This is a genomic window from Desulfospira joergensenii DSM 10085, from assembly GCF_000420085.1.
GTDB classification, from domain to species: domain Bacteria; phylum Desulfobacterota; class Desulfobacteria; order Desulfobacterales; family Desulfobacteraceae; genus Desulfospira; species Desulfospira joergensenii.
Map to the genome: position 1 here is coordinate 490,843 of NZ_ATUG01000003.1, position 13,776 is coordinate 504,618.

Annotated in this window: 10 protein-coding genes and 1 other RNA gene; 6 read left to right on the plus strand and 5 right to left on the minus strand. The window is 42.0% G+C overall.

What is annotated here, in order from left to right; translation table 11 throughout:
• Positions 1–147: 147 nt before the first annotated feature.
• From F608_RS36370 to F608_RS36380, 6 genes are all read left to right on the plus strand, one after another.
• Entirely contained in the window at positions 148–705 is a 558-nt protein-coding gene (locus F608_RS36370; RefSeq protein WP_153307612.1) for a site-specific integrase, read from the plus strand.
• 176 nt (positions 706–881) lie between these two features.
• Positions 882–1,586, plus strand: coding sequence for a hypothetical protein (locus F608_RS36375; protein ID WP_022668766.1), 705 nt, complete (start codon positions 882–884; stop codon positions 1,584–1,586).
• A gap of 387 nt (positions 1,587–1,973) precedes the next feature.
• Entirely contained in the window at positions 1,974–2,576 is a 603-nt protein-coding gene (locus tag F608_RS0126450) for a hypothetical protein (protein WP_022668767.1), read from the plus strand.
• Positions 2,577–2,624: 48 nt separating this feature from the next.
• Positions 2,625–4,958, plus strand: coding sequence for an SIR2 family protein (locus F608_RS35390; RefSeq protein ID WP_022668768.1), 2,334 nt, complete (start codon positions 2,625–2,627; stop codon positions 4,956–4,958).
• 119 nt (positions 4,959–5,077) lie between these two features.
• Positions 5,078–6,262 carry an IS256 family transposase gene (locus tag F608_RS0126460; protein ID WP_051148546.1) on the plus strand — a complete coding sequence of 395 codons (1,185 nt, stop codon included), beginning with the start codon at positions 5,078–5,080 and terminating at the stop codon, positions 6,260–6,262.
• 94 nt (positions 6,263–6,356) lie between these two features.
• On the plus strand, positions 6,357–6,599 hold the full coding sequence (locus tag F608_RS36380; RefSeq protein WP_153307613.1) for a hypothetical protein: 243 nt from the start codon (positions 6,357–6,359) through the stop codon (positions 6,597–6,599).
• 100 nt (positions 6,600–6,699) lie between these two features.
• Here F608_RS36380 and ssrA read toward each other — a convergent pair.
• From ssrA to F608_RS0126480, 5 genes are all read right to left on the minus strand, one after another.
• Positions 6,700–7,056, minus strand: a transfer-messenger RNA (tmRNA) gene (ssrA, locus tag F608_RS35965).
• A gap of 63 nt (positions 7,057–7,119) precedes the next feature.
• Entirely contained in the window at positions 7,120–7,587 is a 468-nt protein-coding gene (smpB, locus tag F608_RS0126465; RefSeq protein ID WP_022668769.1) for an SsrA-binding protein SmpB, read from the minus strand.
• Positions 7,584–9,359: a phosphoenolpyruvate--protein phosphotransferase gene (gene ptsP / locus F608_RS0126470; RefSeq protein ID WP_022668770.1), complete on the minus strand. Its 1,776-nt coding sequence runs from the start codon at positions 9,357–9,359 to the stop codon at positions 7,584–7,586. Before ptsP ends, smpB begins: the two co-directional genes overlap by 4 nt.
• Positions 9,352–9,642 (minus strand): HPr family phosphocarrier protein, encoded by a 291-nt coding sequence (locus F608_RS0126475; RefSeq protein WP_022668771.1) that lies wholly within the window; start codon positions 9,640–9,642, stop codon positions 9,352–9,354. The genes ptsP and F608_RS0126475 overlap by 8 nt, the downstream gene beginning before the upstream one ends.
• Positions 9,643–9,852: 210 nt before the next feature.
• A complete protein-coding gene (locus tag F608_RS0126480) occupies positions 9,853–13,722 on the minus strand; it encodes a class I adenylate cyclase (protein ID WP_022668772.1) in 3,870 nt (1,289 codons plus the stop codon).
• Positions 13,723–13,776: the final 54 nt, after the last annotated feature.

Sequence of the window (13,776 nt, forward strand, 5' to 3'; positions counted from 1 at the left end):
ACCCTTCTGTGTAATATGGTGGGGATAATCCGGGGCCGCTGCTCTTTCAATCTCACCATTATTCCTTTTTAAATTTTGGTGAATTGATTGACAATCCCACTATAAAATACTACTAAATTCTCCAATCACCTCATTGGAGGGCTTTGTATGAAAAGTGGCATTTATACACTCGAAAAATGCAGACTCTGTGGAAAATCTCTCAAATTCAATGAACGCAAAGAACTAGTCATCTGCCCCTCCCATAAAAATGAAACTGATTCGGGTTTTTGCTTTGTCCGTTTCGGCGCTGCCGTGAACAAAACCTTTTCCAATGCCAAAGAGGCCCTTCAATTTCTTTATGGTCTCAGATTCAAAACCGTCCGCTTGCTTGATCACCATATTGAAACTTTCCAGGAACTAAAAAAACAATTTTTAGCTTTGCCTGATATTCCATTTTTTCGCCTTCATGGCGGGATTCAAAGCGTCCAGCCAAATCAATCATTCGGTCAAAAATATTTTAAAAAATGGTGGGATCGGGCCTGTGATGAATTAGGCGTTCAAGGTTTCGATTTATATGATGGAACGCGGCACACGACTACTACAAAAATAGACAGGCGGACCGGTAGTGACAATGCCCGAAAAGCATCTGCCCATGAAACCAACAAAGTCTTTGACAGGTACTGTCAATTCCAAGATGATACTTCTTTTGAAATGGCAAAAAAATAAGGATAATCTCCAGTTGAATTTTATATTTTTAACCCTAAATTGAATTTGCACTTGGTGAAAAAATGGATCTCCCGTCTACAAGAAAAGTAATATGCCTACTGTTTGTTTCTATTTTATGTTTACTGATGTGTTCATGCGCAATGCCAGTACGTTTTCCGGGATTGTCCGGCACATTATTGGACAGTAATACAAAGCTTCCGATAAAGGGAGCACATGTTATTTGCATTGACAAATACTACAAATTCATCGAAGCCATCAATGTAGGGGGACCCAATTCTGATTATTTGGCGATACACATAACTGCGACTGATAGTAATGGCTATTTCAAACTTCCTTCATATTTTAAGTGGACTTTTCCATCCAGCGGTCTAAGGGAAATTTTGATATATAAGGAAGGCTATTACAGTCCAATATACTTCCAGAGTGGCAAAGACAGCTTTTATTTTAACCCTCCTGGTTATAATCATTTAGACATTGAATCAGATTATTTTAGTAATTTATATTTAACAGAGAATATAAACGATAGAGAAGGATTTATCTTAGATTTTTCTACAACCGCACGATCTCTCATCAGCCGAACGATTTATTGTGCGCAAGATCTTTCATGGCATAACAAATCCAAATTTAATCAATTCAGACCTGCTTTTGAAAAAATACATTCAATTCTGAGCAAGAGTTCAGTTAGAATTAAAGAGCAATTATCCATAAAAAGATACAGCAATACAACAACCGAGAGAGTATTGAAAGATTGGGACAAGGATTTAAGAAACCTAAAAATGCTCATACGCAGATCTGATACCGGAACAACTGTAAATACAATTGAACAAAGGGTACGGAATAGTTCAGGGGTTGTTCATGTAAAGTCAGAAGCGCGGCACTAAATTAGTTGGAGGCTTGATCGGCTGGTGGGAAACTGATGAAAATTCTACTCATTCATTATAAAATTGACTGCCTAAAAGTCTACTCGACAAACTCCGTCAATCCTCCAAAAACTATATTATAACAGCTTGAATTTTAATAAGCTTTTGTCGAGAAACCATGGTTCGATCCCCAGGTGCTTCCGCCATTTTTTTCTATAAAATCAGTATATTATATTTTTAATTTTCTGTCCAAAACTTTAATCTTTAGGATAGGCTTGCAATGAAATTGTAAATCAGGTTGATCTCCAAACTTCAACAGCTTTTTAATTCTATATTCTATTGAATTGATTGACAATCGCGCTTCGAAATAATACTAAACCCTCTATCAACATCATTGGAGGGCTTTGTATGAAAGGTGGCATTTATACACGCGAAAAATGCAGACTCTGTGGAAACTCTCTCAAATTCAATGAACGCAAAGAACTATTCATCTGTCCCTCCCATAAAAATAAAACTGATTCCGGTTCCTGTTTTGTCCGCTTAGGCACTGCCGTGAACAAAACCTTTTCCAATGCCAAAGAGGCCCTTCAATTTCTTTATGGTCTCAGATTTAAAACCGTCCGCTTGCTTGACCACCATATTGAAACTTTCCAGGAACTAAAAAAACAATTTTTAGCTTTACCTGATATTCCCTTTTTTCGTCATCATGGCGGGATTCAAAGCGTCCAGCCTAATCAGCCGTTTGGTCAAAAATATTTCAAAAAATGGTGGGATCGGGCTTGCGATGAATTAGGCGTTCAAGGATTGGATTTGTATGGTGGAACACGGCATACGACTACTACAGAAATAGCCAGGCGGGCTGGGACCGATAATGCCAGAAAGGCCTCGTCTCATGAGATTAATAAGGCTTTTGATCGCTATTGTCAGTTCCAAGATGATACTTCTTTTAAAATGGCCCAAATGATAAACGGCAAAAAATTGCAAGTTATTAAACAATATAGAAAAAAATAGTTCGAAATTTAAAATTTTGCTCAGCCTAATTTTTTATATGAGGTGACTATGAAGGCGAAAGATTTATTTGCAGATGGTGGCGATCTTGTTCATAAATTACGAAGTGAATCCGACATTATCCGCCATATTCAAACCCGTGAAGGTGAAACCGCTAATTATAGTTTATTTTTGGGTGCTGGAGCATCAATAAATTCTGGGATAAGAACAGCACATCAATTGATTAAAGAATGGCTATTTGAACTTTTTGAAAGATTCAACCACACACTACCCAAAGATACTTATGAAGCAATTGAATACTTTAAAAAGGAACATTCCAATTGGTATAATTCAATAAATCCATATTCTTCTCTTTTTGAAAAAAAATATGATTTGCCAAGTCAGCGACGAAGATTTATTGAAAAAGAAGTTGATCAAAGAGTCCCTTCTATAGGCTACGCATATTTAGTTTCACTTGTAGATAAACATTTTTTTAGTACCATTTTTACAACTAATTTTGATGATCTAGTAAATGAGGCTTTTTATCAATTTTCAAATAATAGGCCGATTTATTGTGCTCATGACTCTTCAATCCATTCTATTTCGATCACATCAAAACGACCCAAAATATTAAAACTACATGGCGATTACCTTTTCGATGATATTAAAAGTACTCTTAAAGAAACTGAGTCTTTAGAGCAAAACACAAAAGAAAAGTTGATTGAATTTTGTAAAGAATTTGGACTAATTGTAATTGGTTACTCAGGGAATGATCGCTCGGTGATGGATGTTTTAGAGTTTCTAACAAAACAGGATAACTATTTGAAAAATGGAATTTATTGGTGCTTCAGAGAGGAAGATCATATTAGTAGGGTTCTGCGTAACTTGTTGTGGAAAGATAAAGTTTACCCCGTATTAATAGATGGATTTGATGAATTTTTAGCACGAGCTTACAATGACCTGATTGGCGGAGGTCTTGATATCGAATCTAATATTAAGCAATCAAAACTTCAAAAAACCATTAATAACATAACTAAAGACAAGTATAACTTATCAAAAAATAATTTTATTAAAGAAGAAATTGAATTAATAAAAAACTCAAATCGCAAAAATGATATTTCTAATTTTATCAATGATATTTCAAAAGACAATGATTCGGATTTGCCTTTGTCAGATTTAAGAAACCTTTTAGAGATAGAAGATTTGATTAATAAAAAAAACTTTCAAGGAGCATATGATTTGTGTGAAGCTTACTATCAAAATTCACAAAAAAATAACTCAAAATCAAAATATGCCTCCAAAATGGTTTCCATATCGTTATATCTCAATAATAATCAATTATCACTAAATTGGAGTGATCGTCTAATTGAATTAGACAGGCACAATGTAGTTTACAATTTAAAGAAAGCGAATAGTATTTTTGATCTGAGAAAAAGATATGAATATATTCATGGACTAATAGATGCCTTTTCATATCGATATGAAATTTATAATGAAACCGCCAAAACTGGTTATATGCTTTTCAAGAATGATCCTGTGTACAGTGCGGTCAATTTAAACGACCTTCTCCTCCTTTTGGAGAAAAGCTTAAAATTACATCCATCATTATCTAATATTGCTTGGAACTACAAACTAGATATTTTGGAATACAAATGTGAAAAGGTGAAGGATAAAACAGAATATGAAAAGAGAATTAAGAATCACATAAAAAATGCTGTAAATATAAATCCTAAAGATTTTAACGCATTGAATTTAAGAGTTAGCCAGGGCATAGCTAAAAAAAATTTTCAGAATTCAAAAGATTTAATCAAAGAAATATATCAACTAAAATCAAAATGTTCCAAGCTTAAAAGGAACAGTTTAAATGAATTGATTAATGAAATAATGGTTTCACTTCCGGATTTTCCAAACAATAATGGATACAAATCACTTTCAAAAGATTTTTATGAAATTCACTTGAAAGATATTGATATAAACGAAAACAGCGGCCTATTAATAAGTAAAGGTTTATATTTTATTAATATTCAACAAAATTTAAAAATGGCTGAAAAATATTTCCTTAAAGTTATCTCCACTCCAAAACCTTTCACTGCCTTTGACGAACTGATTAAAGTTTCGATGGCTTTAGGTAAAAATAATTTTGAAAAAATTGATAAACTTTTAGAAGATGAGAAGTATAAAATAACACCCCAATTTTATTCAAAATGTAAATCTGAAATTTGTATGCAATTAAAGGATTATTCTAAATCTAAAAAATTTATCAAAAAAGCTTATGATATGGGGCTCTCAATAGTTAGTTATTTAACAGAACTTTCATATATTTACCTTCGTGCAAAAGAGTATGAAAAGGTTTTAGAAATGTATAGCCTCCACAATGACGTTATCAATCAACTGGATAACGTATAAATAATTTCGCACAATTAAAAATTGAAAAGATGGTCTCAACTTGGTTATTTGTTAAATCGACCAAGAAAAAACAATAATCAAGAAAGGAGACCATCTTGGAAAAAGAGTATACACAAAAGCTGGATAAAGTCATTAAAATTGATGAATCAAAGATTCAAGATCACCTTGGAGAAATGGTAAGAGGCACAGTTGAAGAGACGCTCAATAAAATGTTGGATGCAGAAGCTGACAAACTTTGCAATGCAGAGCGCTACCAACGCACCCAATCCAGAACTGATACCCGAGCCGGTTATTATCAAAGAAACCTCCATACAAAGGCAGGCGAGGTTAAACTGAACGTGCCTAAGCTGAGACAACAGAAATTCGAAACCGCTATCATCGAACGGTATAAACGCCGAGAATCTTCAGTTGAAGAAGCCATGATAGAGATGTATCTGGCGGGTGTGTCTGTAAGACGGGTTGAAGATATCACCCAGGCGCTTTGGGGAACTCGGGTCAGTCCCGGCACTGTGAGCAATCTGAACAAAAAGATTTATAAACATATAGAAGACTGGCGGAACCGGCCGATTGAAGGTAATCATCCATATGTATACTTGGACGGCATTGTTCTCAAAAGAACCTGGGCAAATGAAGTCCGTAATGTATCTGTCCTCGTGGCCGTCAGCGTTTCCCAGGAGGGATATCGCCAGGTAATAGGTGTCCAGGAAGGCCACAAAGAAGATAAAGCAGGCTGGAGTGGTTTCCTAAAGCATTTAAAGCAACGGGGTCTCAAAGGTGTTGAACTCGTAATTAGTGATGCCTGCCTTGGCCTGGTTGAATCCTTGGGTGACTTTTATCCTGATGCCAAATGGCAAAGGTGTACAGTTCATTTTTATAGAAATGTATTCAGTGTCGTCCCTCGCGGCAAAATGAATGAAGTATCCAGAATGCTCAAGGCTATTCACGCTTCTGAAGATAAACAGGCAGCAATTGAAAAGGCAAAGGCTGTGGTTTTGAAATTAAAAGAGAAAAAACTCAGATCTGCTGCCGAAAAAGTTGAAAAAAACATTTTAGAAACGCTCACATATTATGATTTTCCAAGTAAGCACTGGCGGAGGATCCGGACCAATAATCCTCTCGAGAGGATTATGAAAGAGATCCGTAGACGAACGCGAGTGGTGGGTGCTTTCCCTGATGGGAACTCTGCTATTATGCTGGTTGGAGCTCGACTCAGACATATTGCAGGCACCAAGTGGGGATCGAAAAAATACCTGAATATGGAATTATTAAAAGAAATGAAAATTAACAAAGAATATGCAGCTTAAATTATGAAACTGAGTTGAGACCAGAATCAAAAGTGCGAAAAATATTTGACACTACCATCAACTGAAAATTGAACCCGTTGTTATAAATTGGCAGTTGGCTTCCAAAAAAATTGATTCTGAATGCTATGCTGAAGTAATACTAAGAAATCTAACTGCACAATCTGAGGATGATGGCGTTAAAATATGTGCTTTCGCAATTTTGGGTAATGATACAGACGCAAGAAGATTAATTAAAAAGACAATAGAAGCGAAATTTATAAGATATTTTGAATACCAAAATTGGCCTGCAATTCGGAAAGATTTATTAGAAGGGCTTGAAATAGTTAAAGCAGCGTAATGTTGAGTTGTGGGTACAAATGAATGTTTCTCACACCACCTTTACACCACCACGGCCACGGCATTTATCGTTACAACACTCTGAATTTATTAATAATAATTGGTGGAGGCGGCGGGAGTTGAACCCGCGTCCGAAAACAATCTACCCAGGCTTCTACATACTTATCCTGAACTTTGATATTGGCCGGCGGAGCCCCTTCAGGATGGGTATCTTCCGGTATAGCCTGAGAAATTCAACCTTTAAAGAACAGGCATCTGTAAAGGCGGTCCTGCAATTATGACGTTCTGATCCGGATCTGCAGAAAGGATGCCGGGAGAACGGAAGCTGGTTTAAGCAGCTACAGCGTAATTATAATCATCTGCGATTATATTTAATGCTTTGCCAAGTTAACGAGCTGACAAAAAACTCGGTATGCTACCTTGGGCTTCAAAATCTCCGTCGAAGCCATTTCGCCCCCAAATTGTAAAAGATCAAAAGGTAATACTATTATAAGCCTGCACCGCTGAAAGTCAACAGGGTTTCAGCCGGAGTACTTTTTTCTCTGGCGGTCAAGATCCCGCTTTACGTCCCGCAGTTTGATGGTTTCCCTCTTGTCGTAGAGTTTCTTCCCCTTGCCGAGCCCGATCAGCACCTTGATCTTGTCGTTTTTAAAGTAGATCTTCAGGGGAACCAGGGTATAGCCCTTTTCCTTGGTTTTGCCGATGAGTTTTTTGATTTCATACCGGTGAAGCAGAAGCTTCCGGGTCCGAAGAGCCTCATGGTTGTCATTGTAGGCATACTTGTAAGGGGAAATATGGAGCTGTCGCAGAAATACCTCTCCGTTTTTGATGTCGGCATAGGAATCCTTGAAGCTGACCCGGCCCTCCCGCATGGATTTGACTTCAGAGCCTTTCAGAACGATTCCGGTCTCATACTCATCATCAATGTGATAGTTGTGCCTGGCTTTTTTATTGGTGGCGATGAGCCTTATGTATTCCTCTGAGGTCATGCGGTCTCTTCAATTTCCCGGTAGGGAAGTATGTCCTTATACGCAGTCCGGACATACTCCGTAATCTCTTCAACCGTGGAAAACTCTAAGGCTTTGTCCACGATCTTCTGGTTCTCCTCCATATCCAGGTTCCGGATCAGTTTTTTAATTACCGGAATGGAGGCCGAGTTCATGGAAAGATTTCTCAGGCCCAGCCCCATGAGCACGGGGATATTGATGGGATCCCCGGCCATCTCGCCGCACATGACAACTTCAATCCCGTTTTTCTGGGCCGCATCACAGGTGATCTTTATCATTTTCAATACCGCAGGGTTCAGGGCCTGGTATAAATGGGCCACCCGCCGGTTTCTCCGGTCAATGGCCATGGAGTACTGGATCAGATCATTGGTGCCGATACTGAAAAAATCAACATGGCCGGCCAGTTCTTCGGCCATCATCACGGCGGAAGGGACTTCAATCATGATGCCCAGGGGGATATCCTTGTTAAAGATCTTGCTCTCGGCCTTGAGTTCTTCAACGGCCAGGTTAAGGATTTCCCTGACCTGGATGATTTCCTCCACACAGGAGATCATGGGAATCAGAAGCTTGATGTTGCCGAAGGCAGCGGCCCTGAGAATGGCCTTGATCTGGGTAATGAAGATATGTCTGTTTTCAAGACAAAACCGCACGGCCCGAAGACCCAGGGCCGGGTTGGCCTCTTCCACAGGATCGATATAGGGGTTGAACTTGTCCCCGTTGATGTCAAGGGTCCGGATGGTCACCGGCTCCGGAGTCATGAGCTCCGCCAGTTCCTTGTACTTCTGGAGCAGCTCTTCTTCCGTGGGATACCGTTTCAGATCCAGGTAGAGGAATTCCGTCCGGAAAAGACCGATGCCGATGGCCCCGTTGTCCTTGGCAGCCACCACCTCTTCCACCAGCTCAATATTGGCCATGAGGGTTAAGGGAACCTGGTCCCGGGTCACGGCCGGAAGGTGGCTCTCCCTTTCCAGGTCGGCCTGGTATGCGGCAAATCGGGCCATCCGCTCTTCATATTTAAACAGGGTTTCTTCATCTGGATTGACGATGATAGTGCCGGAAGAGCCGTCTATGATGAGAATATCGTCGTTGTTGATGTCAATGGTGGCCCTGCCCAGACCGAATACGGAAGGAATCTTCAGGGATTTGGCCACAATGGCCGTATGGGAATCCCGCCCTCCCCTGTCCGTGACAAAGCCTTTGATCCTTTCCAGCTGGATCTGACTGGCATCGGCCGGAGACAGGTCATGGGCCACCAGGATGACCCTCTTGTTAATATCGGCAATGTTGATGTCCCGGGCCCCGATAAGATAAGACATGATCTTATCCGAGACCTGGACAATATCGTTGACCCGGGCCTGGAGGTATTGGTCATCCACCTGCTGGAACATGAGTTTGACCTGGCGGGAAACCTTTCTAAGGGCCCATTCCGCATTGATCTTGTCCCGGGATATGGTGTCAATGGTCTTGCCGTAGAGCATCTTATCCTTGAACAGGATCATGTGGGCTTCAAGGATATTCAGGTTTTCACTCAGGTCGTCGTCCAGGGCCTCTATGATCTTGGCATGGTCTTTTTTGGCCTTGGAAACGGCATTTTTAAACCGGTCGATTTCTCCCTGGACCATGGCATCGGAAACAGGGTACCGCTCAATGATGTTCACCCCTTCCTTCTCCACAAGGTATGCCTTGCCGATGCAGATTCCGGGGGATCCACTGATCCCCTTGAGAATGGTTTGTCCGGGAGTGGTGTTACTCATTGTTTAATTCTCCGAATCCCTGTTCAAAAAAACGTTTGATCCGATTTAAGATGGGTTCATCACCCTGGTTTTCCGCCTGAATTTCAACGCAGGTGCCTTTGACCGCATTCAAAGTAAGAATATCGATGATGCTGGAAGCATCCACCTGGGATGAGCCCTTGGAAATCCAGACCTCGCCCTGGGCTTCCATGGCCATTTCTGCTATTTTTGCGGCCGGCCTGGCATGCATTCCCAAATCGTTTATGATGGCGGTCTTCAGACACACTACAGCTTTTTTTTTCAATCTCAAGCCCTTACTGGAAAAAAGTTTTATCTCTTTATATCTTTCTATTTGAAAAGTCAATCTAATGCAGGGGGCACTTGAGCCGCAACGGCAATTTGGCCAGCTAATTTTAGTCAGGGACTATATCATATTTATGGGAATTAGGCCAGAGTCTCTGTTGCAGGGAAGGTCTTACAGGAATCTGGACGGATCAACAGAATTTAAGAGAAATTATTGGCCCCGTGAAAAATAGAACATGGTATCCGTAGGAAAAGATTTTAACCCGATCCGGGTCAGAATGTCTTTTTTGGCTTCATCCAGGTTTTTAAATTTTCTGCCGATTTCATGGCTCCGGAAAAACATCTCCCCCCAGGCGTTCACATAGGCTGCACAATAATCGGTAATAAAGGGACTGCGCCGTCTCTCATAGAAATTAAGAGAAACAAAGAGGCTGACGACCACGGAGGAGGTTCTTTCCAGATCCCTGAAGCTGGTGATTTTGTTCAGGCCGGTTGAAAAGAAATCATGCATGGAATCATAGAGTTTTTTGATATCATCATGGGTCACCGGACTGGGATTGGGAATCAGATAGATAATGGACTGGTTTGTATAGAGTCTGTTGGTGATCAGCCAGGCTCCGATCACCTCGATACTGTCCGCGGTAAACAGGGGTTTTTCTCCTTTGAGACGGGTCTTGGACTCCGAGTGGAGAAGTTCCCACTGCCCCAATGAGCCCGGGTCCTCCTGTTTCCGGATATAGAGCCTGGGGAAATGGCGGTGGCCCCGGGACACCAACAAAAGTTTTTTAATTTTAAAGGGCTTGTCCTGGAATTCGATCTGAACCTTGCGTTCAAGGACTTTCCGGTCTGATTCTGAAATTTTAAGTCCCTGGGAGCGGCTTTTAAACTCTTCTTTTACCTTTTTATACTTGGCCACCATGTATTTTTCCAGGGTGGTGGAAAGCCGGTGAACCCATGAATATTTCCATTCTCTGAACCTGCCGATTTCAAATACTTTATTTTCATCCCACCCCCAGTCCCCAAGGCATTTTTCCAGCAGAATCTTGCGCAGGCCCAAAGGGGCGGTATCAATCTGTTTTTTCTTTGAGATTTCGAGTTTAAGGAAAAAACAGGTGAGAACCAGGTTCATTGATTTTGGGTCATCCAGCAGGGAGTAGAAAGCCAGAAGATGGTTCAGGAGAATAATATAGGAATCGTTCTGGGTCAGTTTGAGGTGGGTGCCTGAATTCATCCATTCGTTTTTATACTGGTTGCACAACAGGGCCTCTTTGCCGTAGGAGGCAATGTATTTTTCCAGCAGGGCCATTTTGATGATGGACTTAAAGGGACTTTTCAGCCATTTGAACATCTGCCATATGGATGCTCCGAAGTATTCATTCACCGGGATGGCGTGGATGTCGCCCAGGTCGATATACCGGCACATGGAAGAAAAATGGGTCACCTGGCCGTAAATCAGATTATAGTAATTCAGGCTGATGGCCGTGGGCAGAACCGACCAGAGAGGGAGCCTGCCCGCCACATGAATCATGGTCCGGTAAAACTCTTCCTTGAGCAGCCTGGCCTGGGCAGAACCCGAGCTTTCCTGGGAAAAGCCTCCGAAATCGTTGTTTCTGGCCCGCAATACATCCACAAGGAAAAAGGTGACGTGGATTCTGAACCGTTCCCTGGCCAGATGTTCCAGGGATTTAAGTTTTTTGTCCAGAAGCTGAATCTCATCTCCGGACATGAGATTTTCATTGATGCAGACCCAATAATCGATATCAGATTCAGAGGTCTGGGCCAGGGAGCCCACACTGCCCATGGTAAAAAGACCTTCAATCCAGGGGGTCTGGCTTCTTCTCAGCTCGAACCGGTTCATCCCCGTATATTTTCCCAGGAGCTGTCCAGTTCGCACCGAAGGAAGGTAATCGGCAATGCCGCAGGGGGTTCCGGGATCAATGGAGCCGGAGCCGATAAATTCAATGTTTTCATGGATCAGCAGGGGAACGATCTGGAAAAATTCAGCCTGGGAAGGCCTGAAAATATCAAAGGCCGTTAAGAGACTGATTCGGTTCTGCTTGAAAAACATCATCTCCCCATGGTGGATGAACTCACAGAAGATCAACTGGTTGATCTCGTGAACCAGAGCCTTATCAATTTGAGGCAGGTCCTCCATTTCCAGCTGGTATCGTCTGGCATTGTAATCCAGACTCTGTGTTCCGAAAAGGGCTTTTGAATGGGCAGGAAACCGGGAAAACCTGGCCCTGGCCCCGGTAAAATCGGCCTGATCAAGGTCGGCCGAGACAAAGGAAACCCCGGATATGACCGCATGGGCAAAGCTGGCAAATCCCAGGCGGGTATTGTCAAATCCGGTTTTGGATATCCGGGCGTCAATAAACACTGCATCCTCAAGCTCTGCCCTGGCGAAATTGCAGTTCAGCATTCTGGCTCCCTGGAAACTGCAGTTTCTGAATACGGTTTTCAGGGCAGTCACATTAATCAAAACGGCACGGTCAAAATCAATGGACTCAAACTCTGCATCATTGATATTGACATTGAGAAGCACGCAGTCTTTAAAACAGGTATTCCCGAAATAGGATCCGGAAAGGTCGCAGTTCCTGATCACAGCCCGGTTAAAAAAAATCCGGGATCTGAAAAAGGTTCGATTGGTAAGGGCTTGCCCCTCAATCACCTGATCCTGGAATTCAATGGTGTCCTGGTTCAGGTTGCTTTTCAGCACATCTATTTTTTTCTCTTCGGAGGATTTAAGAAGGGCATGAAACAGACCCTTGGGCTGGGATTCTTTTTTCAGCTTTGTCTGCTGGACAATAAGCTTGTCCGGTTTTTCGATATCCTCTCTTTCCTTTGCCAAAAGAACTTTTGTCTTTTCAACAAACTTTCTGAAATCCGGGGCCGGTTTTTTGCCTCTCTTGTCCGTAACCTCCTTCATGATCCTGACCACCCGTTCCGGCCGCTTCTGTATCATCCCCAGGACACAGGCCAGGTTGATCTGAAAATTATTTTCCAGGTACCGGTCCTTGTTCAGGGCGATATCCTGGACAAAAAAGAAGGAGATCCGGGACAGGCTGGCAATTTCCCTGTATATTCCCGGCAAAAGTTGAGGAAATCTTTTCCGTACCAGGTTGACAAGTCCGAAGGGGGGCATGGATCCGGTAACGACCAGGGCTTTGAATGCATGTACGGCCTCCGGGCCTTTACACCGGCCCAGTTGCTCCAAAATAGGATCAAACATTTCCGGATAAACGCCGACGGCGGAATTTTCAACGATCCGGTACACAACGGACCGCAGCTTTTTAACTTCCTGGCCTTCAAGAGTCTGGGCCAGGATTTCCCAGGGTACCTTGTCCTGCATCATGGCGAGGGCTTTGAGTCCCATTACTTTTAAGGTTGGGGAGGCTGAGGCGATTTCCTTTTCAAGAACAAGGTCCGGGTTTCTCAAGTTAAAATCAATATGATTCAGGAAAGGGTCTGCATCCTGATTTCTGTCAAAGAGTCCGGCATAGAATTTTACCACCGGATCCCGATGGCTTATTTTTTGTAGAATGGTCTTGCATACCGGTCCGTAGTCAAGACGGATATCCGGGGAAGTTTTAAGATATTGGTCAATGAAATAAAGGCGGTGTACATCTTCGGCGGCAAAGAGAACCTTTTTCATGGTTTCCAGGGTGATGGTCCCCCTTAACACGGTTTTCAGCGCAAAATAGGCCCCTCTTTCCCCCAGTTGAAGCAGGGATTGAAATAAAGAACTCTGCTCGTTGAACTGCATTTCCGGCCGGATCTGCTGATAGATTCTGGCAGATACCCGGCCGGATTCTTTTAGGCCCCTAAGGTATTTATCCGGGTCATCGGTTTCATTTAAAAGGAGGTTTATTTTCTCAATAATCAGACCCAGAATTCGTCTGGATTCAGAACGCATTTTAAAATGATAGGATAAAAGTCCCTGGATCACAGGCAAAATTGCAAGGGCAGGGTCGAGTTGGGCGGCCTTTTTCACCGTTTCGATCCTGGCTTCTTCATCGAGTTTGTTCCAGATGATGTCAAAGTTGTTCAGACTGATTTCAATTTCCGGGGCAGAAGACATAGTGACTTGTGTTTTTACTTTTATGAATAAAAATGATATACAAGCATGTTTAAA

Bases quoted from the DNA above. Each gene is read 5' to 3' on its own strand.
- F608_RS36370 (WP_153307612.1), top strand. From the start codon at position 148: ATGAAAAGTGGCATTTATACACTCGAAAAATGCAGACTCTGTGGAAAA.
- F608_RS35390 (WP_022668768.1), top strand. From the start codon at position 2,625: ATGAAGGCGAAAGATTTATTTGCAGATGGTGGCGATCTTGTTCATAAA.
- ptsP (WP_022668770.1), bottom strand. From the start codon at position 9,359: ATGAGTAACACCACTCCCGGACAAACCATTCTCAAGGGGATCAGTGGA.
- F608_RS0126480 (WP_022668772.1), bottom strand. From the start codon at position 13,722: ATGTCTTCTGCCCCGGAAATTGAAATCAGTCTGAACAACTTTGACATC.
- F608_RS0126450 (WP_022668767.1), top strand. From the start codon at position 1,974: ATGAAAGGTGGCATTTATACACGCGAAAAATGCAGACTCTGTGGAAAC.
- smpB (WP_022668769.1), bottom strand. From the start codon at position 7,587: ATGACCTCAGAGGAATACATAAGGCTCATCGCCACCAATAAAAAAGCC.